The sequence below is a fragment of the Streptomyces sp. ERV7 genome, assembly GCF_001653515.1.
GTDB lineage: Bacteria > Actinomycetota > Actinomycetes > Streptomycetales > Streptomycetaceae > Streptomyces.
The window spans coordinates 710045-732555 of record NZ_LYOY01000040.1; the positions used below are offsets into that span (position 1 = coordinate 710045).

Consider the following 22511-nt stretch of genomic DNA (forward strand, 5'->3'; position numbering starts at 1 on the left):
GCTCCACCGCACCACCTGTCCACGCACCACCGCTGAACACCACTGCGACCAGCCCCTGCGGCACGCCGTACAGAGGAAGGGAAATCCCATGGCCACCACGTTCACCCTCGAGGACCTGAAGCGCATCCTGCTTGAGGCAGCGGGCGCCGACGAGGGCGTCGACCTGGACGGCGACATCCTGGACACCGAGTTCGAGGTCCTGGGATACGAGTCGCTCGCGCTCCTGGAGACGGGCGGCCGGATCGAGCGTGAGTACGGCATCTCGCTGGACGACGACGCGCTGACCGACGCCACCACCCCGCGCGCCCTCATCGAGGTCGTCAACGCCCAGCTGTCCTCCGCGTCCGCCGCCTGAGCCACAGACTAAGGAAGAACGACATGACCGAGAACACCGCACGGGTCGCACTGGTGACGGGCGCCACGAGCGGCATCGGGCTCTCCGTGGCCCGGCTGCTCGCCTCCCAGGGGCACCGTGTCTTCATCGGCGCGCGCAACGCCGAGAACGTCACCGAGACCGTCAAGCAGCTCCAGGGCGAGGGCCTGGAGGCCGACGGCTCGGCGCTGGACGTCACCGACGCCGACAGCGTCAAGGCGTTCGTCCAGGCGGCCGTCGACCGCTTCGGCACCGTCGACGTGCTGGTCAACAACGCCGGGCGCTCGGGTGGCGGGGTGACCGCCGACATCGAGGACGAGCTGTGGGACGCCGTCATCGACACCAACCTGAACAGCGTCTTCCGGGTCACCCGTGAGGTCCTGAACACCGGTGGCATGCGCCACAAGGACCGCGGCCGGATCATCAACATCGCCTCCACCGCGGGCAAGCAGGGCGTCGTGCTCGGCGCCCCGTACTCGGCCTCCAAGCACGGCGTGGTCGGCTTCACCAAGGCGCTCGGCAACGAGCTCGCGCCCACCGGCATCACGGTCAACGCCGTCTGCCCGGGTTACGTCGAGACGCCGATGGCGCAGCGCGTGCGGCAGGGTTACGCGGCCGCGTACTCCACCTCCGAGGACGCGATCCTGGAGAAGTTCCAGTCCAAGATCCCGCTCGGCCGCTACTCCACCCCGGACGAGGTCGCGGGTCTGGTCGGCTATCTGGCCTCCGACACCGCCGCCTCCATCACCGCGCAGGCGCTCAACGTCTGCGGCGGGCTCGGCAACTTCTAGCACGCCCAAGTACCCGAAGGAGGAGCGGATATGACGACCCGTGAGGTCGAGCACGAGATCACCATCGACGCCCCCGCCGCCGCGGTGTACCGGCTGCTGGCGGAGGTCACCAACTGGCCGCGGATCTTCCCGCCCACGATCTACGTGGACCAGGTCGGCGAGAACGGCAACCACGAGCGCATCCGGATCTGGGCCACCGCCAACGGCGAGGCCAAGAACTGGACCTCGCACCGCGAGCTGGACCCCGAGGCCCTGCGCATCACCTTCCGCCAGGAGGTCACCACGCCTCCGGTCGCGGCGATGGGCGGCACCTGGATCATCGAGACCCTGGCCGAGAACTCCTCGCGCGTGCGGCTGCTGCACGACTACCGGGCGATCGACGACGACCCCGAGGGCCTGGCCTGGATCGACGAGGCGGTCGACAAGAACAGCCGCTCGGAGCTGGCCGCGCTCAAGCAGAACGTCGAGCTCGCGCACGCCACCGAGGAGGTGACGTTCTCGTTCACCGACACCGTCATCGTCCAGGGCTCGCCCAAGGACCTGTTCGACTTCATCAACGAGGCGAACCTGTGGTCCGAGCGGCTGCCGCACGTGGCCGTGGTCCGGCTGACCGAGGACACCCCCGGGCTCCAGACCCTGGAGATGGACACCCGCGCCAAGGACGGCTCGGTGCACACCACCAAGTCGTACCGGGTGACCTTCCCGAACCACAAGATCGCGTACAAGCAGATCACGCTGCCCGCGCTGATGACCCTGCACACCGGGATCTGGACGTTCGAGGAGACGCCGGAGGGCACGGCCGCCTCCTCGCAGCACACCGTCACGCTCAACACGGACAACATCGCGAAGATCCTCGGCCCCGAGGCCACCGTCGCGGACGCCCGTGAGTACGTGCACACCGCGCTGTCCACCAACAGCACGGCCACGCTCAACCACGCCAAGACGTACGCCGAGTCGAAGGGCTGACCCCGGATGACCACCACGGACCGCCTCGACACCCAGGTCATCGTCGTCGGCGCCGGCCCCGTCGGGCTTCTGCTCGCCGGTGAGCTGCGTCTTGGCGGAGCCGACGTGGTCGTACTGGAACAACGGGCCACGCCCACCACGGAGTCGAGGGCCTCCACACTGCACGCCCGCACCATGGAGCTCCTCGACAGCCGTGGACTGCTCGACGTCTTCGGGACGCCGCCGAACGAGCCGCGCGGCCACTTCGGCGGCATCCCGATGGACCTCACGCTGCCCAGCCCCTTCCCCGGGCAGTGGAAGATGCCCCAGACCCGGACCGAGGCCCTGCTCCAGGAGTGGGCGCTCTCGCTGGGCGTGGACATCCGGCGCGGCCACGAGCTGCGCGGGGTGTCCGACCGGGGCGACTTCGTCGAGGCGACGGCGGCCGGGCCCGAGGGCACGGTCGTGGTGCGCGGTGGCTTCCTCGTCGGGTGCGACGGCGAGGACTCCACCGTGCGCCGCCTCACCGGGGCGGAGTTCCCGGGCAACGACGCCGGCCGCGAGCTGCTGCGCGCGGACGTCGCCGGTGTCACCATCCCCAACCGCCGCTTCGAGCGGCTGCCCGCCGGGCTCGCCATCGCGGCGACCCGCGACGGGGTCACCCGGGTGATGGTGCACGAGTTCGGCTCCCAGGCCGAACCGCGCACCGGGGACCCGGAGTTCGGCGAGATCGCGGCCGTCTGGAAGCGCGTCACCGGCGAGGACATCAGCGGGGGCACCCCGCTGTGGGCGAACTCCTTCGGCGACGCCAACCGCCAGTTGACGCGCTACCGCCAGGGCAGGATCCTGTTCGCCGGGGACGCGGCCCACCGCCAGATGCCGATCGGCGGCCAGGCCCTCAACCTCGGCCTCCAGGACGCCTTCAACCTGGGCTGGAAGCTGGCCCTGCACCTCGGCGGGACCGCCCCCGAAGGCCTGCTCGACACGTACCACTCCGAACGCCACGAGGTCGGCCGGCGGGTCCTGTCCAACATCAGGGCGCAGGCGATGCTGCTGCTCGGCGGCCTTGAGGTCGAGCCGCTGCGCTCGGTGCTCACCGAGCTCCTCACCCACGACGACGTCCGGGCGCACCTCGCCGGGATGATCAGCGGTCTCGACATCCGCTACGACGTCGGCGGCCCCGAGCACCCGCTGCTCGGCGCCCGGCTGCCGGACGCGGGCCTGACCACCGGCGAAGGCCCGGTGAACACGGCCCAGTTGCTGCGCACCGCACGCGGTGTGCTCCTCGAACTGTCCGGCGGCGGTGCGGCGCTGCCGGACACCTCCGGCTGGGCCGACCGGGTAACCGTGCTGCCGGCCGTGCCGGAGAAGGGCGGCGCCCTCGACAGTGTGGGCGCCGTCCTGGTGCGGCCCGACGGCCATGTGGCCTGGGCGGGCGCACCGGACACCGACGGCACCGGGCTGAGGCAGGCCCTGGAGCGCTGGTTCGGCCCCTCCCGCTGACTCCCGTACCCAACCCCCGCCCCTGAAGGGGCCGTCGTTTGTCCGCGGACCGTGCTGGGTTGCTCGCGCAGTTCCCCGCGCCCCTGAAGGGGCCGTCGTTTGTCCGCGGACCGTGCTGGGTTGCTCGCGCAGTTCCCCGCGCCCCTAAAAGCCTGTGGCTGAGCTGGATTCTCCGGCTGCGGCGGACTACGTAAGGGGCGCGGGGAACTGCGCGGCCAGCCCTCACCGGAGCCGCGGATAAATCAAGGGGTCCGGGGGCAGCGCCCCCGGCAGTGGGCCCCGGCCCGCTACCCGGCCGCCCGCCACCCGGCCGCCCGCCAGAGGGCTTACGGGAAGGGGCGGGGTGGGGCAAAAAGGCCCGGGCGGACCGGCGTAGCGTAGGCGTATGACCTACGGATCGTTCCCCGGCGCCCGCCCCCGGCGGCTCCGGACCACCCCCGCCATGCGCCGCATGGTCGCCGAGACCCGGCTGCACCCCGCCGACCTGATCCTCCCCGCCTTCGTGCGCGAGGGCATCGACCGGCCCGTTCCCATCCAGGCCATGCCCGGCGTCGTCCAGCACACGATGGACACGCTGAGGAAGGCCGCCGTGGAGGCCGTGGAGGCCGGGGTCGCCGGGATCATGCTCTTCGGAGTGCCGGAGGAAGCGAAGAAGGACGCGAACGGAACGGCCGGGACCGATCCCGACGGGATTCTGCAGGTCGCCATCCGCGCCGTGAAGCAGGAGGTCGGCGACGACCTCGTCGTCATGTCCGACCTCTGCCTCGACGAGACCACCGACCACGGCCACTGCGGCGTCCTCGACGCCGAGGGGCGCGTCGACAACGACGCCACCCTGGAGCGGTACGCCGAGATGGCCCAGGTCCAGGCCGACGCCGGCGTCCACGTCGTCGGCCCCAGCGGCATGATGGACGGTCAGGTCGGCGTCATCAGGGACGCGTTGGACCAGACCGGCCATGAGGACGTGTCCATCCTCGCCTACACCGCGAAGTACTCGTCCGCCTTCTACGGGCCCTTCCGCGAGGCCGTCGGCTCCTCCCTCCGCGGGGACCGCAAGACCTATCAGCAGGACCCCGCCAACGTCCGCGAGTCGCTGCGCGAACTCGCCCTCGACCTCGACGAGGGCGCGGACATGGTCATGGTCAAGCCGGCCGGACCGTACCTCGACATCCTCGCCAAGGTCGCCGAGTCCGTCGACGTGCCCGTCGCCGCCTACCAGATCAGCGGTGAGTACGCGATGGTCGAGGCCGCCGCCGAGAAGGGCTGGATCGACCGCGACAAGGCGATCCTGGAGACTCTGACGGGAATCAAGCGGGCCGGTGCGAACATGATCCTGACGTACTGGGCGACGGAGGTCGCCCGCGGGCTGTAGTCGGACACGAGAACGGGAACGGGGCCGGGGAATGGGCGAACAGGCGTTAGACGTAAGGGACTTCGCCGATGTCACGGACTTCCTCACTCCCGTCGACAACGTCTTCGTGCGCGCCCACCTCGGCGTGCCCGACCTCGACGTCGACTCCTGGACCCTGTCCGTCGAAGGGCTCGTCGAGCGGCCGCTCCGGCTGCGGCTCGACGACGTCCTCGCCCTGCCCGCCCGCCGTTTCACCGCGTTCCACGAGTGCTTCGGCAACCCCTTCGAGCCCGACGTGCCGACCCGGGCCGTGGCCAACCTCCGGTGGACCGGGTTCGACCTCTCCGCCCTCCTCGACCGGGCCGTGCCGCTGCCGTCCGCGCGGCACGTCTGGTTCGAGGGCGCGGACACCGGGACCTTCGACGGCGAGGACGGGCTCTCGTACCTGAAGGACCTGCCCCTGGAGACCGCCCGGCGCGACGTCTTCCTCGCGTACGAGATGAACGGCGAGCCGCTCACCGTCCGGCACGGGCATCCGCTGCGGACCGTCGTGCCCCGGATGTTCGGCACCAACTCGGTGAAGTGGCTGACCCGGATCGTCCTGGCCGAGGAGCGGCCGGACCACATGTTCACCACGCGCTTCTACACCCGCGTCCACCCGGGCGAGCACACCGCCCGCCCGGTGCGGGCCGTCGACGTCGGCAGCAAGATCCTCAGCCCGCAGGACGGCGATCAAGTCGCGGGTGGGTACGTGGAGTTGGCCGGGCGGGCCTGGAGTGTCGGGGAGGTCGTCTCGCTCGATGTCAGCGTCGATGACGGGCCCTGGCTGCCCGCCTCCCTCGAACCCCTCGGGGCCGATCCCGCCTGGCAGCCCTTCACCCTCTCCCTGCGCCTGCCGCCCGGCCGCCACCGCGTCCGGGCCCGCGCCACCGACCGCGACGGGCGCGTCCAGCCGCCGCCGGGTGTGCGCAACTCGGTGCACGAGATCACGGTCACGGTCGGCGGCGCGGCAGCGGGAGCGTGACCGGGCGCCCGGACGGGTGGCCGGTGCGTGGGCTCAGCTCCGTCACCGCGAGGGTGAGCGCGGTGGACGCGTAGAGATAGGTGCCCCTCGGGTGCACCGCGATCCCCGTGCAGTGCGGGGCCGTGAAGCCCGGCAGCTGCTCGGGTGCGGTGTCCTGGGCGAGGAGGCCGTCGGATGCGAGCGCGGTCCGGTGGACCGCTCCCGTCTCCCGCTCGGCGAAGTAGACGCAGCCGGCCTCCGGGTGGACCGCCAGGGGGCCGGGGGCCTGCCGCACCCGGTGGGTGAGTGACGGCCCGTCGGAGTCCGCCCGGCCGTCCGCGCGGAGCGCGAAGACGTTCAGGGTGCGCCCGCCGGGATCGCTGACGTACAGATGGGTGCCCGCCGGGTGGACGGCCAGGCCCTTGTGGAGCGGGGCCGTGCCGCGTACCCACAGCGTCGTCGTGCCGCCGTCGTCGGGCCTGCCGTCCGGGCCCAGGGGGAGGCAACTGACGGCCGCCTTCTCGTCCCGGTTGGCGAGGTAGAGGAGCGGCAGGGACGGGTGCGCGGCCACCGTTCCGTCCGGCTCGGCCCCCGTGGGCGTGAACACCTGCCAGCCGACGCCCCGCGAGGGCCTGCCCGCCGCGTCCAGGACGTGCCAGAGCAGCCGTCTCCCCGCCGGGTCGGTGACGTACAGGCGTCCCCCGCCCGCTCCAGCGGGAACACCGCCCCGATCACCGTACGCAGCCGGCCCGCTGCCGCCTCCTCCAGGGCTCGGGCGGCCAGGGTTGTGCGGCGCTCGGGGGTGAGCTGGACGTCCGCTATGCCGAGCAGGGTGATGGCCCGGGCGGCCGCCTCCTCCGGGGAGACCGCGGCGAAGCCGTGGCCCGTGGGGGCGCCGTGGGCCGAGAAGCGGCCGCCGGGAGCGGTCAGGGGGAAGGCCGCCGCGCCCACGGCGCCGCCCACCCCGTCCAGGACCACGTCCGCGCCCGCCCCGCCCAGCACCGCCGCGGCGCGCTCCGGCCAGTCCGGGGACGCCGCGTCCACCACCTCGTGCGCGCCCAGCTCCCGTACCAGCGCCGTCTTCTCGTCGCCCCGGGCCACCGCCACCACCCGCGCGCCCAGCGACCGGGCCAGCTGGACCAGGAGCGTGCCCATGCCGCCGGACGCGCCCGTGATCAGGACCGTCTCGCCCGCCTTCAGGGCCGTCAGCTCCAGCAGCGCCAGCGCGGTCACGCTGTCGTGGACCAGGGCCGCCGCCTCGCGCAGGCCGAGGTTCTCCGGGACCGGGACCAGGTGGTCGACGGGGACGGCGGCCAGCGAGGCGTAGCTGCCGGGCTCCACCGCGGCGATCACCCGGCGCCCCGTCCACACCGCCGGGTCGACCTCCGAGCCGGTCGAGGCCACCGTGCCGGAGATGCCTCCGCCGGGCACGTACGGCGGCCGGACGTCGAAGTACTCCCCGAACTCTCCCGCCCGTATCTGCGTCTGCACGAACAGCGTGTCGATGTGGTCGACCGCGACCACCACCTCGTCGGGCCCGGCAACCGGGTCCGGCAGCTCCGCCGGAACCAGTACCTCCGGGCCGCCGAACTCCCTCACCTGTGCCACGCGCATGCCGCTCACCCATCCCCGTCGTTCGCCGAAAAGCCGCTGAAAAGCCGCTGAAAGCCGCCGAGCGGCTTTCTTGATCGGATTCTTTGACCTCAACTCCACTTGAGGTCAAGCGCGGGCCCGCCGGTCTCCCCGTACGCTCGCCCCATGGGCTTGCGGGAGCGGAAGAAGCAGCAGACGTACCTGGCCGTCTCGGACGTGGCGATCGCCCTCTTCCTGGAGAAGGGCTTCGACAACGTGCCGGTCGCGGAGGTGGCGGCCGCCGCCGGGATCTCCAAGCCGACCCTCTTCCGCTACTTCCCGGCCAAGGAGGACCTGGCCCTGCACCGGTTCTCGGACCACGAGGACGAGGCCGCGCGGGTGGTCGCACAGGGGCGCACGGAGGGGCTTGCGCCGCTCCCCGCCCTGCGCCGCCACTTCCTGGCCGGGCTCGACGGCCGCGACCCGGTGACGGGGCTGAACGACGATCCCCGGGTCCGCGCGTACCACGGGCTGCTGTACGGCACACCGAGCCTGGTGGCGCGGCTGTTCGCGTACCAGAGCCGGGCCGAGGGCGCGCTCGCCGCGGCCCTGGGCGAGGACATCGGGGCGCGTCTCGCGGCGGGCCAGATCGTCGCCGTCCAGCGGATCCTCGCGGAGGAGAACTGGCGGCGGATCCAGGCCGGTGAGAGCGCCGAAGAGGTGTACGCGGGCGCGGTGACGGCTGCGGAGGAGGCGTTCGAGCAGCTGAGGGAGGGGCTGGGGCGCTATGCGTGAGGAAGGCGCTCGCCAGTAGAAAACGTTACTGAGTAAAAAATTTAACCAAGTTGCGTTACGCTGGACGGCATGACGCCACTCGACCGCGAACTCAGCCAGGAACGGGCCTACCACGAAGCCTGCCGCGCGGCCCTGGCCGGCATGGCCGAAGGCGCGGACGAACGGGTCGTGACCGGCGAGAACGCCTTCGCCTCCGGCGCGGACGCGGAGGTGCTCGGCTATCAACTGCGCAGCTGGGCCAAGGAGTTGCGGCAGGAGCCCGACAGCCCGCTGTTCTTCGGGCGGCTCGACTTCGAGGACGGCGGTGCCTGCGGCGACCACGCCGGGCAGCGCTACTACATCGGCCGCCGCCGCATCAGCGAGCACCCCTCGGCGCCGCCCCTGGTCGTCGACTGGCGGGCGCCCGTCTCGCGGACGTTCTACCAGGCCGGGTCCCGCGATCCGCTGGGCGTCGCCGTCCGCCGCCGCTTCGGCTGGGCCCCGGGCAGCCTCGGCGCCGCCGAGGACCTCACCGGCATGGAGGACGAGCGGCTGGGAACGGCCGCCCCGGCCCCGGAGGACGGCGCCGTCGGCGGGATCCTCGCCGCCGAGATCGAGCGCCCCCGCGTCGGCCCGATGCGCGACATCGCCGCCACCATCCAGCCCGAGCAGGACGACCTCGTACGGTCCGAGCTCGGCCGGTCCCTGTGCGTCCAGGGCGCCCCGGGCACCGGCAAGACGGCGGTCGGGCTGCACCGGGCCGCGTATCTGCTCTACACCTACCCGCAGCGCATCCAGCGCGGCGGCCTCCTGGTCCTCGGCCCCAACCGGACCTTCCTCCACTACATCGCCCAGGTCCTGCCCGCCCTCGGCGAGATCGACATCCGGCAGTCGACGGTCGACGACGAGGTCGCGCGCGGGCCCGTCCGGGCGGTCGACGACGAGGCCGCGGCCGTCGTCAAGCACGACGCCCGGATGGCGCGGGTCCTGCACCGGGCGCTCTACGCGCGCGTGGGCGACCCGGCCGGGCGGTTCGAGGCGGTCGAGGTGGCCGACGGCTCGTACCGCTGGCGCGTGAGCGGCGGCGAACTGGCGCGGATCGTCGAGGAGGTACGGGCCGAGGCGCCGCCGTACGCCGTGGGCCGCGAGCGGGTGCGCAGCCGGGCCGTGCGCGTCATCCAGTTGGAGGCCGAGCGCCGGGCCGGGCCGATGAACAACACCTGGCTGCAGCGCATCTCCCGGGCCCGCCCGGTCTCCGCGTTCGTGGACGCGGCCTGGCCCAAGGTCACGCCCGAGGAGGTGCTCGCGGCGCTGTTCACCGACCCGGACGCGCTGGCGGCCGCCGCCGACGGCGTGCTCGGCGCCGAGGAGCAGAAGCGGCTGCTGTGGAGCCGGGCGCCGCGCTCGTACAAGTCGGCCAAGTGGTCGGCGGCCGACCAGGTCCTGCTCGACGAGCTCGCGGGGCTGGTCGAACGCCCCCAGGGGTACGGCCACATCGTCGTCGACGAGGCCCAGGACCTCTCCCCGATGCAGTGCCGGGCCGTCGCCCGCCGCTCCGGGTTCGGCTCGCTCACCGTGCTCGGCGACCTGGCCCAGGGCACCACCCCGTGGGCGGCCCGCGACTGGCCGGAGTGGCTGGCGCACCTGGGCAAGCCGGACGCCCCGGTGGTCCCGCTGACGACCGGCTTCCGGGTCCCGGCGGCGATCGTGACGCTGGCCAACGGGCTGCTCGGGGCGCTCGACGTGGCCGTACCGCCGTCCCGTTCGCTGCGCCGGGACGGGGAGTTGGCGGTGCGGCGGGTCGAGGACGTACGGGCCGCGCTGGTCGACTCCGTACGGGCGGCGCTCGCACGGGAGGGCTCGGTGGGCGTGATCGCGCACGACGCGGACGTACCGGAGCTGCGTGCGGCCCTCGCCGAGGCGGGCGTGGCGACGGCGGAGGCGGACGACCTGACGGCGGCGGCCCGGGTGACGGTGCTGCCCGCGACGGTGGCGAAGGGCCTGGAGTACGACCATGTGGTGGCCGTGGAGCCGGCGGCGATCGCGGAGGCGGAGGAGCGCGGGCTGCACCGGCTGTACGTGGTGCTGACACGGGCGGTGTCCCGGCTGGAGGTCCTGCACAGCAGGCCGCTGCCGCCGGCGCTGCGGTAGCGGTGTGCAACACCCGTATTTCCTGCGGCAGTTGGGTGCGCGAGTGGCCTCGACTCACTATGTTGTGGAGGGTTCAAGCATGGGACCGAGCCCTACGCGGGGCGAGGTCGAGCCCTGCGCGGGGCAAGGAGGCGCGGGGCGGCAGAGCAAGGCAACGCGAGCACTCCACCACTCGAACGCCTACGCCTTCAGGGGGCCACCAGCATGACCGCCACTTCCTCCTCGTCCTCCGCGTCACCCGAGCCGGCCGTCTCGGCCGCCGAGCTGCCCGGCTATGAGCCCGGCACCTGGGTGATCGACCCGGTGCACTCCGAAATCGCCTTCGCCGTACGGCACTTGGGCGTCGCCAACGTGCGCGGCCGGTTCGACGAGTTCGAGGGCGAGATCGTGCTCGCCGAGAACCCGCTGGAGTCCTCGGTCACCGCGACGATCAGGATCGCCTCGGTCTCCACGGCGCACGAGCAGCGCGACAACCACATACGGTCGGCGGACTTCCTGCACGCGGAGGAGTTCCCCGAGATGACCTTCCGCTCGACGGGGGTCCGGTCCGGCGGCGCCGAGGGCTTCCTGCTCGACGGCGAGCTGAGCGTCCGCGGCGTCACCCGTCCCGTCACCCTGGACCTGGAGCTGCTCGGCTTCGGCAAGGGGTACGAGGGCCGCTCGGTGGCGGGCTTCACCGCGACCACCAAGATCGGCCGCAAGGACTTCGGCGTCACCGGCGGCCCGGTGGGCGCGACCCTCGGCGACACCATCAAGATCACGCTGGATGTGGAGGCGAGCCGGGCCTGAGGGGGTGCGGGGCGTGGGCGCAGTGCGGCCCGACGTGGCGCGGCGCACTATTGCAAGCATCCGCTTGCAATAGTTAGCAAGGAGGGGGCAGTATCGGGGTATGGCATCGCTCAACGTCGGCAATCTCGGCGGCTTCCTGCGCGAGCAGCGGCGTAACGCCCAGCTCTCGTTGCGGCAGCTCGCCGATGCCGCCGGTGTGTCCAATCCGTATCTGAGCCAGATCGAGCGCGGGCTGCGCAAGCCGAGCGCGGACATCCTCCAGCAGCTCGCCAAGGCGCTGCGGATCTCCGCCGAGACGCTGTACGTGCAGGCCGGGATCCTCGACGAACGGGCGCCGGAAGCGGCGGAGACACGGAGCGTCATCCTCGCCGACCCCTCGCTCGACGAGCGGCAGAAGCAGGTGCTGATCCAGATCTACGAGTCCTTCCGCAAGGAGAACGGGCTCGACGCGGACGCACCTGCTTCGGCCGCCGGCCGGGGGCGGGACGAGGGCGACGGAGCGGGCGATGCCGCATCGGCTCCCCAGAGCTGATCCGCGTACCGATCCACGTACCGATCCGGGAGGAAACCAGCATGGCCGTCACCGATGAGCTGCGTAATGCCCTGAGCCCCAAGCCCCTCTTCTTCGTCGCCGGGGCGCTCGACCTCGGCGCGAAGCAGGCCGCGAAGGTCCCGGAGAAGATCCCGGGCCTGGTCGAGCGGCTCCAGAGCGAGGTCCCGGCGCGGATCGAGGCCGTGCGCAACACCGACCCCAAGGTCGTCCAGGACAAGGTCGTCGCCACGGCCAAGGAGGCCCAGGCCGCCTTCACCGCGAAGGTGAACGACGTCGTCGGCGCGCTCGACGGCGACATGAAGAAGCTGGGCGACTCCGTCCAGCACCTCGCGCTCCAGGCCGTCGGCGTGACGGTCGAGACCCTGGTCAAGAGCCGCGAGACGTACGACTACGTGGCCGGGCAGGGCGAGGCCGCCGTCAAGAAGTGGCGCGGCGAGGCCGCCGAGGAGATCTTGGAGGTCGCCGAGATCGTCGAGCCGAAGAGCTCGGAGCCCGCGTCGGAGCCCGCGTCCGAGGCCCCGGCCGACGACTCCGCCGCGTCCGCCGACGCGGCCGACTCCTCCGCTTCCGCCGAGGCCAAGCCCGCGGCCGCCAAGAAGACCACCGCGCGCCGGAGCACCGCCAAGAAGACCGCGGCCAAGCCCTCGGAGTGAGCCGGGGCCGTCGCGGCGGCGGGCACTTTTTCGGTGCCCGCCTCGTTTGACGGGTACCTTGGCCGCGTAGGGACCGATCCCGGGAAAGGTGGTGGACGACCGTGCTGATGCAAGGATTCACGGGGTTCATGTGGCTGCTGAGCACAGCCCTGACCGCACTGAGCCTGTTCGCGCTGGTGGATGCGGCCTTCCGCCGGGAGGACGCGTTCCGCGCGGTGGACAAGCAGACCAAGCCGTTCTGGCTGATCATCCTGGGCATCGCGCTGCTGGTCAGCGTGCTGTTCCCGCTGCTCTCGTTCCTGCCGGTCATCGGCGCGGTGGCGGTGATCGTCTACATCGTGGACGTCCGTCCCGCGGTGCGGCAGATCAGCGGTGGGCGCGGGCGCGGGCGCGGGCGCGGCGGCCGTAGCGGCGGATCGAGCAGCGACGGTCCGTACGGGCCGTACAACGGCGGGCGCTGAAGCCGGGCGGCGTCGGTGCTGGTCATGCCCTCGTACAGCGAGTCCTTCGGGCTGGTGGCGATCGAGGCGCAGGCGGCGGGGACACCGGTGGTGGCGGCCTCGGTGGGCGGTCTGCCGGTCGCGGTGCGCTCCGGCGAGACCGGCTTCCTGGTCTCCGGCCACGACCCGGGCGACTACGCGCGCGCCCTCAGCCGCTTCGTGGACGACCCGGCGCTGGTGGACCGGATGGGCGCGGCGGCCGCCCGGCACGCCGAGTCCTTCGGCTGGGGCACGGCCGCCTCGGCCACGGCGGACGTCTACACCGCCGCCATGCACGAACACCGCCGTCGCGTACGCTCGCACCATGGCTGACGCACTGGCTGTGATCGACGCGTACCTGAAGGACGCCGAGCTCGACTGGGAGTCCCCCGAGCCGGGCTCGTACGTGGTGAAGCTGCCCGGTACGCGCAAGCTCTCCACCACGTGCTCGCTGCGGGTGGGCCGCCACTCCCTGTCGGTGAACGCCTTCGTCGTCCGCCATCCCGACGAGAACGAGCAGGGCGTCCACCGCTGGCTCCTGGAGCGCAACCTGCGGCTGTACGGGGTGGGTTACGCGGTCGACAACCTCGGAGACGTCTACCTCGCCGGCAAGCTCCCCCTCGCCTCGGTCACCCCCGAGGAGCTGGACCGCCTCCTGGGCACGGTCCTGGAGGAGGCGGACGGCTCCTTCAACACCCTCCTGGAACTGGGCTTCGCGTCGGCGATCCGGCGGGAGTACGAGTGGCGGGTCTCGCGCGGGGAGTCGACGCGCAACCTGGACGCGTTCGCCAACCTGACCAAGTCCTCGCCGTCCCGGCCCTCGCCGCGCAACTAGGCGCCGCGCAACCAGGCCGGACAGGCCCCGGGGCCGGGACCGGCCGTCAGGCCACCGCGTCCGTACGGAGGTCGGCGCGCTCCGGGGCGCTGACCCCGGCCACCACGTCCTCGCCGCCGTCCAGGTCCCGCATCAAGAGCCAGTACCCCGCCGCGGCCACCGTGCCGAGCACCGCGCAGGCGGCCCACAGCCAGTCCGCGCCGAAGTGGTCGACGACGTAGCCGGACATCAGCGGGGCGACCAGCGCCGCCACCGACCAGGACATCGTGTAGACGCCCTGGTAGCGGCCCCGGCCGTGGACGGGCGAGAGGCGCACCACCAGACCTGTCTGGGTGGGCGAGTTGACGATCTCGGCCAGGGTCCAGACGCAGATCGTGGCCGCGTACACCGCCACCGAACCCGCGAACGCGGTGAGCCCGAACCCGTATCCCGCGAGCAGCGCCGAGACGATCAGCAGCCGGCGCGGGTCGCGGTGCTCGATGGCCCGGGTGACCGGGATCTGGACGGCGACGATCAGTACGCCGTTGACCGCGATCGCCAGACCGAAGTCCGCGCTGGAGAAGCCGTCCGCGCCCATCGCCACCGGCAGACCGACGTAACCCTGCTGGAAGATCAGGGAGATGAGGAAGGACAGGCCGACCACGCCCATGAAGCGGCCGTCGCGGAACACCGTGCCGAGGCCGACCTCCGGCTCGCGGCCCTTCTCCCGTACCGCGGAGGTGGGCTCGGGCCGGGACTCGGGCAGCTTGAGGAAGACGAGGATCGCGCAGGTCAGGGTGAGCGCGGCCTCGCCGAGGAAGCCCGCCAGATAGCTGTGCTGCGCGACGAAGCCGGCGCCCGCCGAGGAGACGGCGAACCCGAGGTTGATCGCCCAGTAGTTGAGCGAGAAGGCCCGCATCCGGTCCGCGGGCTTCACGATGTCCGCCATCATCGCCTGTACGGCCGGGCGTGAGGCGTTGGAGGCCATACCGACCAGGAAGGCGACCGCGACGATCGCCGCCGGGTCGGTCATGAAGCCGAGCAGCGCCACCGAGAAGGCGGTCGCCGTCTGGGCGATCATCATCGTGGGGCGGCGGCCGAGCCGGTCGGTCAGGACGCCCGCGCCGAGTGAGGAGACCACGCCGCCCAGGCCGTGCAGGGAGACGACGAGGCCGGCGTACGAGGCCGAGTAGCCGCGCTCATGGGTGAGGTAGAGGGTCATGAACGTGGCGACGAACGCCCCGAGCCGGTTGATCAGCGTGCTCGTCCACAGCCACCAGAACTCCCGGGGCAGACCCGAGACGCTCTCTCGTGCGGCGCGTCTGAGACTGGCGACGGACATCGGATTCCCCCCGGAGCGACGAACAGGCAGCACCTGGATCTGTAAGTGGCGCTGGTAATAGCTGCAACTTACGAGCGGAGGGCTCTCGCACGCCAGTCAATTGACGCCGTCCGTCAATCGTCCACCTGCCGAGACGCTCGCGGGAGCCTGGTCCCCGCGCGCGCGAGGGCCCGCGAACGTCGATTACGCTCGGACGCATGGCCGACGCACCGTACAAGCTGATCCTCCTCCGCCACGGCGAGAGCGAGTGGAACGAGAAGAACCTGTTCACCGGGTGGGTGGACGTCAACCTCACCGCGAAGGGCGAGAAGGAGGCGGCGCGCGGCGGTGAGCTGCTCAAGGACGCCGGCCTGCTCCCCGACGTGCTGCACACCTCCCTCCAGCGGCGCGCGATCCGCACGGCCCAGCTGGCGCTGGACTCCGCCGACCGCCACTGGATCCCCGTCCACCGCTCGTGGCGTCTGAACGAGCGCCACTACGGCGCGCTCCAGGGCAAGGACAAGGCGCAGACCCTCGCCGAGTTCGGCGAGGAGCAGTTCATGCTGTGGCGCCGCTCGTACGACACCCCGCCGCCGGAGCTCGCGGACGGCACGGAGTTCTCGCAGAGCGACGACGCCCGTTACGCCTCCATCCCGCCGGAGCTGCGCCCCCGCACCGAGTGCCTCAAGGACGTCGTCGTCCGCATGCTGCCGTACTGGTACGACGGCATCGTCCCGGACCTGCTCGCGGGCCGGACCGTGCTGGTCGCCGCGCACGGCAACAGCCTCCGGGCCCTGGTCAAGCACCTCGACGGCGTCTCCGACGCCGACATCGCGGGCCTGAACATCCCGACCGGCATCCCGCTCGTCTACGAGCTCGACGCCGACTTCAAGCCGGTCAACCCCGGCGGCACCTACCTCGACCCGGACGCGGCCGCGGCCGCGATCGAGGCGGTCAAGAACCAGGGCAAGAAGAAGTAGACGACGCGATCATGCCTCCCCGCCGCGCGAAGGGCGCGGCGGGGAGGCATTTTCACGGCCTGGAACCGCTGTGGGCCCTCGGCCCCTTCTCTGCCGGGTGAGGCGACCCCTGCCGGGTGAGGCGGCCCCGGGGCGTTCGGATGAATGTGCGCCGGGGGCCAGCGTTGCACTGCGGGCAACGGCCCGGCGGGACTTATCCAGGACATATGTATATCCGCATGGGCAGAAATGCTCTGTTTCGTACCGCGCTGGTCGTCTCCGCCTGCGTGGCCGCCTTCCTGCCCTCGATCGCCGGTCCCGCGGCGGCCGTACCGGTTCCCAGGACATCGGCCGCCGCGCCACCGCCCTGGGCCGCGACCGCGGCGGAGCTCGACCGGGTGATCCAGCGGGCGGCCGCCGACGCCGGGGTCCCGGGAGTGATCGTGGGCGTCTGGAAGCCCGGACAGCCGCGCTATGTGCGGGCCTTCGGCGTCGCCGACAAGCGCGGCCGCACCCCGATGCGGACCGGCCTGAACATGCGCATCGGCAGTGAGACCAAGACCTTCACCGTCACCGCGCTGCTCCAGCTCGTCGACCGAGGCAGGGTCGGCCTGGACGACCCGATCTCCCGGTACGTCCCCGGAGTGCCCGACGGACGGCACATCACGCTGCGCCAGCTCGCGGAGATGCGCAGCGGTCTGTTCCCGTACAGCAAGGACGAGGACTTCCAGCACTTGCTGACGACCCAGCCGCACCGCCAGTGGGCCCCGAGGGAGCTGCTCCGCCTCGCCTTCAAGCACGCCAACCAGTTCCCGCCCGGCACGCGGTTCGACTACTCCAACACCAACACCGTGCTGCTCGGGCTGGTCGTCGAGAAGGTCACCCACTGCCCGTTGCGGGACGCGATCCGGGACCTGATCACCCGGCCGAGCGGCCTGAAGCACACCTTCCTGCCGAAGGCGGCGGAGTTCCCGCGGCCGCACGCCCACGGCTACACCGACTTCACGCCGGACGGCTCGGTGGCGGACGCCACGGACTTCAACCCCAGCTGGGGCTGGGCGGCCGGCGCGATGATCTCGAACCTCGACGACATGCGCTCCTGGGCGGTGAACGTCGCCACCGGCCGGCTCCTGACCCGGCACACCCAGGCGCAGCGCCTCGACGCGCAGCCCACCGGCGCGCCGGGCGACTTCTACGGGCTGGGCATCGACATCAACCACGGGTGGATCGGCCACGCGGGCTCCCTGCCCGGCTACCAGAGCCTCACCGTCCACCTGCCCGCCCAGAAGGCGACGATGGTGATCCTGCTCAACACCGACATCGCCTCGAACGACGAGAACCCCAGCACCCTGCTCGGCCGGGCCATCACCCAGGTGATCAGCCCCGGCAACGTCTACGGCGACGCGTCCGACCAGGACTGACACCCGCGAGGAGCCGCAGCGCGCGAAGGGCCCCGTCCGGTTCACCGGACGGGGCCCATCTCGTGCCGCTTGCTCAGCAGCCGCCGCCGCACTGGCAGGAGCCGCCCGACTGGCAGCCGCACTGGCAGCCGGGGCCGCAGCTGCAGCCGGAGGCGTTCGGGGCGGGGGTTTCGTTCATGAGTCCCTCCCGGGATGGGGTCGGGGGCGAGTACGCGCACCTTCCCCCATTGCATGCCCATCGGGGCGGGCGCATCAACGGCGCATCCGCGCGCGTCGCTCAATGCGCGCCTGTACGCACCCCTGTGCGCTCCGCGCTACGCGCCCTCGACCTGCACCGGCGGCTGGAGCTCGTCCGCGTGCTCGCCCGTGACCAGGTACACCACGCGCTTGGCGACCGAGACCGCGTGGTCGGCGAAGCGCTCGTAGTAGCGGCCGAGCAGCGTCACGTCGACGGCCGTCTCGATGCCGTGCTTCCAGCGGTCGTCCATCAGGTGCTGGAAGAGCGTGCGGTGCAGCAGGTCCATCTCGTCGTCGTCCTGCTCCAGCTGGAGCGCCAGGTCGACGTCCTTGGTGATGATCACCTCGGCGGCCTTCGCCATCAGGCGCTGGGCCAGCTGGCCCATCTCCAGGATGGTGGCGTGCAGGTCGCGCGGGACCGCCCGCTCCGGGTAGCGCAGCCGGGTCAGCTTGGCCACGTGCTGGGCCAGGTCGCCCGAGCGCTCCAGGTCGGCGCTCATCCTGAGCGAGGTGACGACGATCCGCAGATCGGTGGCGACCGGCTGCTGGCGGGCCAGCAGGGCTATCGCCCGCGCCTCCAGCTCGTGCTGCAGATCGTCGACCTTCTGGTCGGCGGCGATCACACTCTCGGCGAGCTTGAGATCGGCGTCGAGCATGGACGTCGTGGCGCGCCCGATCGCCGACCCGACAAGGCGGGCCATCTCGACCAGGCCCTCGCCGATCGAGTCAAGTTCCTCGTGGTACGCGTCCCGCATGGGTGTCCCTCTTTCGATGACCGGGGGCGATGACCCCGGGGGAGGCAGGGGATGTCGTGACCCCCACGCTCCCACGTTCCGTGGGTTACGCGTCCGATTCGGCCACACCAAGTGAACCAGCACTATCACCATGGTGAACTCTGGGCGACGAACGTTCGAGCAGACACCCGGATGGCTGGGAGAGTGTCGGCGCACCCGCATAACCTGGAGGCATGGACGTGAACGCGGCGGTCGCCGCAGCGGCAGCGATCGCCGGGTTGTGCACCGGCGTCATCGCCATGCTGGCGTTCCGCTGGAGCGAGCGCGACCAGGCGCGGCCCACCCGGACATCCCTGCACACGGACGCGGTACTGCCGCCCGGCGTGGACACCGTGCTGTCGGTGCTCCGCTCCTCGGCGGTGGTGCTCGACGAGAGCGACTCGGTGGTCAAGGCCAGCTCCGCGGCGTATGCGCTGGGGCTGGTCAGAGGCGGGAAGCTGGCCGTGGAGCCGATGCTCCACATGGCCCGCGACACCCGGCGCGACGGTGAGATACGGCAGGTGGAGCTGGATCTTCCGCGCCGGGGCACCGGCCGGGGCGAGGCCCTTGCGGTCTCCGCCCGCGTCGCCCCGCTCGGCTCCCGCCTGGTGCTCCTCCTGGTGGAGGACCTCACCGAGGCCCGCCGCATCGAGGCGGTCCGGCGCGACTTCGTCGCCAACGTCAGCCATGAGCTCAAGACCCCGGTCGGCGCGCTCTCCCTGCTCTCCGAGGCCGTCATGGACGCCTCGGACGACCCCGAGGCGATCACCCGCTTCGCGGGCCGGATGCAGATCGAGGCCAGCCGGCTCACCAATCTGGTCCAGGAGCTCATCGACCTCTCCCGGGTCCAGAACGACGACCCGCTGGAGGACGCCGAGCCGGTCCGGGTCGACGAGCTGGTGGCCGAGGCCATCGACCGCTCCCGCCACCCCGCGTCCACCAAGCAGATCACCATGGCCGCGGGCGGCACGGCGGACCTGTACGTCTGGGGCCACCGCGGCCAGCTCGCCGCCGCTCTCGGCAACCTCGTCGAGAACGCCGTCAACTACTCCCCGGCCAGGACCAGGGTCGGCATCGCGGGCCGCCGCGTCGCCGCGCCCGGCGGGGACCTGATCGAGATAGCCGTGACCGACCAGGGCATCGGCATCTCGGAGAAGGACCGGGAGCGCGTCTTCGAGCGCTTCTACCGCGTCGACCCGGCCCGCTCCCGCGCCACCGGTGGTACGGGCCTGGGCCTGGCCATCGTCAAACACGTGGCCGCCTCGCACGGCGGGGAGGTCACGGTGTGGAGCTCCGAGGGACAGGGCTCCACCTTCACCCTGAGGCTGCCGGAGGCCGGCGCCGTACGGGACCGCGCCGCACCCGACATCGCAGGCCCGGACGACGACGCCGTCGACGAGCCGCCGTACGACACCTTCCCCACCGCGCACGACTCCACCACTGTGCTCCCTGCCCCGGAGGTCCTTCCGTGACCCGAGTGCTCGTCGTCGAGGACGAGGAATCGTTCAGCGACGCCCTGTCCTACATGCTCCGCAAAGAGGGCTTCGAGGTCGCCGTGGCGGCCACCGGACCCGACGGGCTGGACGAGTTCGAGCGCAACGGCGCCGACCTCGTGCTGCTCGACCTGATGCTGCCGGGGCTGCCCGGCACGGAGGTCTGCCGCCAGCTGCGCGGCCGCTCCAACGTCCCGGTGATCATGGTCACCGCCAAGGACAGCGAGATCGACAAGGTCGTGGGCCTCGAAATAGGAGCCGACGACTACGTCACCAAGCCCTTCTCGTCCCGTGAGCTCGTGGCCCGCATCCGTGCGGTGCTGCGCCGGCGCGGCGAGCCGGAGGAGGTCACCCCGGCGGCCCTGGAGGCCGGCCCCGTCCGTATGGACGTGGACCGCCACGTGGTCACCGTCTCCGGCGGCAAGGTCGACCTGCCCCTGAAGGAGTTCGACCTCCTGGAGATGCTGCTGCGCAACGCGGGCCGCGTGCTGACCCGTATGCAGCTGATCGACAGAGTCTGGGGCGCGGACTACGTGGGCGACACCAAGACCCTCGACGTCCACGTCAAGCGCCTCCGCGCCAAGATCGAGCCGGACCCGGGCGCGCCCCGCTACCTGGTGACGGTCCGCGGCCTCGGCTACAAGTTCGAGCCGTAGACACGCGCCGCGCGGACGCACACGAGGAGGGGCCCCGGACTTCTGTCCGGGGCCCCTCCTCGTCTGTGCGTGTACGTCAGTGAGCCGCACCCGTGCTCGCGGTGCCCGACGGCTTGCCGCCCTTGGCCGGCTTGCCCGAGGGCTTGCCGCTCGCGGGCGCACCCGGGGACGTGGAGGCGCCCGGCGAGGTGGTCGCGCCCGGCGCGCCCGGCGTGGCCGCCGGGGGCTTGGGGAGCTCGCTGGGGCCGTAGCCCTCGAAGTAGCTGGTGGACGGGACCACGAACGCGCGCAGCGTCACGTCGCCGGCCTTGCTCAGCTGGAAGGTGACCGGCTGGGCGTCGCCGTTCTTGGCGGCCTCCTTGCCGTTCTCGACCACGGCGGACGCGTTGTCCTTGCCGCCGATGATCAGCGAGCCGTGCGCGGGGACGGTGAGCCCGGTCTGGCCCTTGCCGGGGGAGAGCTTCACCGTGGCGCCCGAGGCCGCGAGCTTGACGGCGTCGAGCGTCTGCGGCTTGTCGCCGTTGTTGAAGATCGTCGCCGTGATGACGGCGGGCCCGGCGGCGTCCGTCTTCGGCTGGGTCAGCACGGTCGCGTTCTGGATCTTGATGTCACCGACCTTGACGGCGGCGTTGTCCGGCTTCACTTCGAGCGTCTGCGCGTCGTTGCCCGCCGAGCATGCGGCGAGGGAGGCGAGCGAGAACGCGATGGCAGAGGCGGCGAGGGCGCCGCGTCGAAGGCTGCGGCTCACGGCGGCGGCAACTCCTTGGACGTAAGGACATCGGGACATCTAAAGGACAGCTAAGTCTGTGTCAGCTGGCTTAGGTTACCGTCCCCACACCCCCCGCGAAGCGCCCGCACCCATGCTGATCTCGGTGTTTCGCGTGGCGTTCACATATCGCCGGTGATCAATTCTCCGTACCGCCACGTATTCCTTACCGAAAACCTCCCGGCCGGCATCCGTTGATCAATTCACGAAAAAATCGCGGTCCCGCCGAACGGGTGACCGATCACCGAACGGAGCAGTGGAAGTTCACCGCTTGGAACCCGACAAAACGGGACGTTCAGACCAGCTGAGGGGGGTTGCGGAGTGTGTGGCGGGCATGTTTCCCTGCCCCCGAACAGCCGCTCCGACCTGCGAATACCCCCTCCCGTGAGCCCTCCGCAGCACGTTCGTGTTGCTGTTGTCAAGCCCCGAGATATGCCCTGACCTGCGAAAACGCCATTCAGAACAGGCTGTTCTCGTGTTACCCTGGATAGCCACGGAAGGGGTACCTGTCACATGACGTTCAAGGTTGGCGACACCGTGGTCTATCCCCATCACGGGGCCGCGCTGATCGAGGCCATCGAAACTCGCCAGATCAAAGGCGTGGACAAGACCTACTTGGTGCTCAAGGTCGCCCAGGGCGACTTGACGGTGCGCGTACCCGCGGACAATGCGGAGTTCGTAGGCGTGCGCGATGTGGTCGGGCAGGACGGGCTGGACCGGGTCTTCGAGGTGCTGCGGGCACCGTATGCGGAAGAGCCCACGAACTGGTCCCGTCGCTACAAGGCAAATCTGGAGAAGCTCGCCTCCGGCGATGTCATCAAGGTCGCCGAAGTAGTGCGCGACCTGTGGCGTCGTGAGCGCGAGCGCGGACTCTCCGCAGGTGAGAAGCGCATGCTCGCCAAGGCGCGGCAGATCCTGGTGAGCGAGCTGGCACTCGCTGAGAACACCAACGAAGACAAGGCCGAGGCCCTCCTCGACGAGGTTCTCGCGTCCTGACCTGGTAGGTCCGGGGGCTTCGCCTCCCGGAGGACCAGCATTGCCGCGGTGCCCGCTGACCAGCAGTGACCCTACTGCTGTGTCGCCGGGCGCTGCGGCATGTTCGGACATCATTCGTACGCACGGCACCCGCGACGG

The 22511-nt window shown here is 71.4% G+C and carries 23 protein-coding genes and 1 pseudogene; 19 read left to right on the forward strand and 5 right to left on the reverse strand.

The window, feature by feature from the left end; all coding sequences use genetic code 11:
• The first annotated feature begins 88 nt into the window (after window positions 1–88).
• From A8W25_RS17745 to A8W25_RS17770, 6 genes are all read left to right on the forward strand, one after another.
• Window positions 89–355, forward strand: coding sequence for an acyl carrier protein (locus A8W25_RS17745; RefSeq protein WP_067162618.1), 267 nt, complete (start codon window positions 89–91; stop codon window positions 353–355).
• A 23-nt stretch (window positions 356–378) separates the two neighbouring features.
• Window positions 379–1164, forward strand: coding sequence for a 3-oxoacyl-ACP reductase FabG (gene fabG, locus A8W25_RS17750; RefSeq protein WP_067162620.1), 786 nt, complete (start codon window positions 379–381; stop codon window positions 1162–1164).
• A gap of 30 nt (window positions 1165–1194) precedes the next feature.
• Complete coding sequence (locus tag A8W25_RS17755) at window positions 1195–2130, forward strand: aromatase/cyclase (RefSeq protein WP_067162622.1); 936 nt, start codon at window positions 1195–1197, stop codon at window positions 2128–2130.
• A 6-nt stretch (window positions 2131–2136) separates the two neighbouring features.
• A complete protein-coding gene (locus A8W25_RS17760; protein WP_067162624.1) occupies window positions 2137–3612 on the forward strand; it encodes an FAD-dependent monooxygenase in 1476 nt (491 codons plus the stop codon).
• Between the two features lie 385 nt (window positions 3613–3997).
• Window positions 3998–4984, forward strand: a complete 987-nt coding sequence (hemB, locus tag A8W25_RS17765; RefSeq protein WP_067162626.1) for a porphobilinogen synthase — start codon at window positions 3998–4000, stop codon at window positions 4982–4984.
• 31 nt (window positions 4985–5015) lie between these two features.
• Window positions 5016–5987: a molybdopterin-dependent oxidoreductase gene (locus A8W25_RS17770; RefSeq protein ID WP_067162628.1), complete on the forward strand. Its 972-nt coding sequence runs from the start codon at window positions 5016–5018 to the stop codon at window positions 5985–5987.
• Here A8W25_RS17770 and A8W25_RS17775 read toward each other — a convergent pair.
• Entirely contained in the window at window positions 5956–6261 is a 306-nt protein-coding gene (locus A8W25_RS17775) for a hypothetical protein (protein ID WP_067162630.1), read from the reverse strand. The genes A8W25_RS17770 and A8W25_RS17775 overlap by 32 nt on opposite strands.
• Window positions 6262–6323: 62 nt before the next feature.
• Window positions 6324–7580, reverse strand: coding sequence for a zinc-binding dehydrogenase (locus tag A8W25_RS17780; protein WP_079126272.1), 1257 nt, complete (start codon window positions 7578–7580; stop codon window positions 6324–6326).
• Window positions 7581–7724: 144 nt separating this feature from the next.
• Between A8W25_RS17780 and A8W25_RS17785 the strand changes: the two genes are divergently transcribed.
• The 8 genes and pseudogenes from A8W25_RS17785 to A8W25_RS17820 all read left to right on the forward strand — a co-directional run bounded on the left by A8W25_RS17785 (window position 7725) and on the right by A8W25_RS17820 (window position 13772).
• Complete coding sequence (locus A8W25_RS17785) at window positions 7725–8333, forward strand: TetR family transcriptional regulator (RefSeq protein ID WP_067162634.1); 609 nt, start codon at window positions 7725–7727, stop codon at window positions 8331–8333.
• Window positions 8334–8402: 69 nt separating this feature from the next.
• Window positions 8403–10463 carry a HelD family protein gene (locus A8W25_RS17790; protein ID WP_067162636.1) on the forward strand — a complete coding sequence of 687 codons (2061 nt, stop codon included), beginning with the start codon at window positions 8403–8405 and terminating at the stop codon, window positions 10461–10463.
• Window positions 10464–10667: 204 nt separating this feature from the next.
• On the forward strand, window positions 10668–11252 hold the full coding sequence (locus A8W25_RS17795; protein ID WP_067162638.1) for a YceI family protein: 585 nt from the start codon (window positions 10668–10670) through the stop codon (window positions 11250–11252).
• Window positions 11253–11352: 100 nt separating this feature from the next.
• A complete protein-coding gene (locus A8W25_RS17800) occupies window positions 11353–11784 on the forward strand; it encodes a helix-turn-helix domain-containing protein (protein ID WP_067162640.1) in 432 nt (143 codons plus the stop codon).
• Window positions 11785–11825: 41 nt separating this feature from the next.
• Window positions 11826–12458, forward strand: a complete 633-nt coding sequence (locus tag A8W25_RS17805; RefSeq protein ID WP_067162642.1) for a hypothetical protein — start codon at window positions 11826–11828, stop codon at window positions 12456–12458.
• A gap of 107 nt (window positions 12459–12565) precedes the next feature.
• Entirely contained in the window at window positions 12566–12919 is a 354-nt protein-coding gene (locus tag A8W25_RS17810; protein ID WP_067164179.1) for a DUF2516 family protein, read from the forward strand.
• A gap of 3 nt (window positions 12920–12922) precedes the next feature.
• A pseudogene (locus A8W25_RS17815) lies at window positions 12923–13270 on the forward strand (glycosyltransferase); the annotation flags it as partial.
• A complete protein-coding gene (locus tag A8W25_RS17820; RefSeq protein ID WP_067162646.1) occupies window positions 13263–13772 on the forward strand; it encodes a YbjN domain-containing protein in 510 nt (169 codons plus the stop codon). The pseudogene A8W25_RS17815 and the gene A8W25_RS17820, both read left to right, overlap by 8 nt.
• A gap of 46 nt (window positions 13773–13818) precedes the next feature.
• On the opposite strand, the gene A8W25_RS17825 is transcribed toward A8W25_RS17820, so the two are convergent.
• Window positions 13819–15093, reverse strand: a complete 1275-nt coding sequence (locus tag A8W25_RS17825) for an MDR family MFS transporter (RefSeq protein ID WP_067162648.1) — start codon at window positions 15091–15093, stop codon at window positions 13819–13821.
• A gap of 197 nt (window positions 15094–15290) precedes the next feature.
• Between A8W25_RS17825 and A8W25_RS17830 the strand changes: the two genes are divergently transcribed.
• Both A8W25_RS17830 and A8W25_RS17835 read left to right on the forward strand, forming a co-directional pair.
• Window positions 15291–16052, forward strand: a complete 762-nt coding sequence (locus tag A8W25_RS17830; protein WP_067162650.1) for a phosphoglyceromutase — start codon at window positions 15291–15293, stop codon at window positions 16050–16052.
• 218 nt (window positions 16053–16270) lie between these two features.
• On the forward strand, window positions 16271–17452 hold the full coding sequence (locus tag A8W25_RS17835) for a serine hydrolase domain-containing protein (RefSeq protein WP_067162652.1): 1182 nt from the start codon (window positions 16271–16273) through the stop codon (window positions 17450–17452).
• A gap of 314 nt (window positions 17453–17766) precedes the next feature.
• Here A8W25_RS17835 and phoU read toward each other — a convergent pair whose 3' ends face one another.
• Window positions 17767–18444 carry a phosphate signaling complex protein PhoU gene (gene phoU, locus A8W25_RS17840; protein ID WP_067162655.1) on the reverse strand — a complete coding sequence of 226 codons (678 nt, stop codon included), beginning with the start codon at window positions 18442–18444 and terminating at the stop codon, window positions 17767–17769.
• A gap of 212 nt (window positions 18445–18656) precedes the next feature.
• Here phoU and A8W25_RS17845 point away from each other — a divergent pair, with 212 nt between their 5' ends.
• Together A8W25_RS17845 and A8W25_RS17850 are read left to right on the forward strand one after the other, a co-directional pair.
• Entirely contained in the window at window positions 18657–19934 is a 1278-nt protein-coding gene (locus tag A8W25_RS17845; RefSeq protein WP_067162657.1) for a sensor histidine kinase, read from the forward strand.
• Window positions 19931–20611, forward strand: coding sequence for a response regulator transcription factor (locus A8W25_RS17850; RefSeq protein WP_017242433.1), 681 nt, complete (start codon window positions 19931–19933; stop codon window positions 20609–20611). Before A8W25_RS17845 ends, A8W25_RS17850 begins: the two co-directional genes overlap by 4 nt.
• A 76-nt stretch (window positions 20612–20687) precedes the next feature.
• On the opposite strand, the gene A8W25_RS17855 is transcribed toward A8W25_RS17850, so the two are convergent.
• Window positions 20688–21359, reverse strand: a complete 672-nt coding sequence (locus A8W25_RS17855; protein ID WP_067162659.1) for a DUF461 domain-containing protein — start codon at window positions 21357–21359, stop codon at window positions 20688–20690.
• Window positions 21360–21890: 531 nt separating this feature from the next.
• Here A8W25_RS17855 and A8W25_RS17860 point away from each other — a divergent pair.
• Window positions 21891–22373: a CarD family transcriptional regulator gene (locus A8W25_RS17860; protein ID WP_003953493.1), complete on the forward strand. Its 483-nt coding sequence runs from the start codon at window positions 21891–21893 to the stop codon at window positions 22371–22373.
• The last annotated feature ends 138 nt before the right edge of the window (window positions 22374–22511 follow it).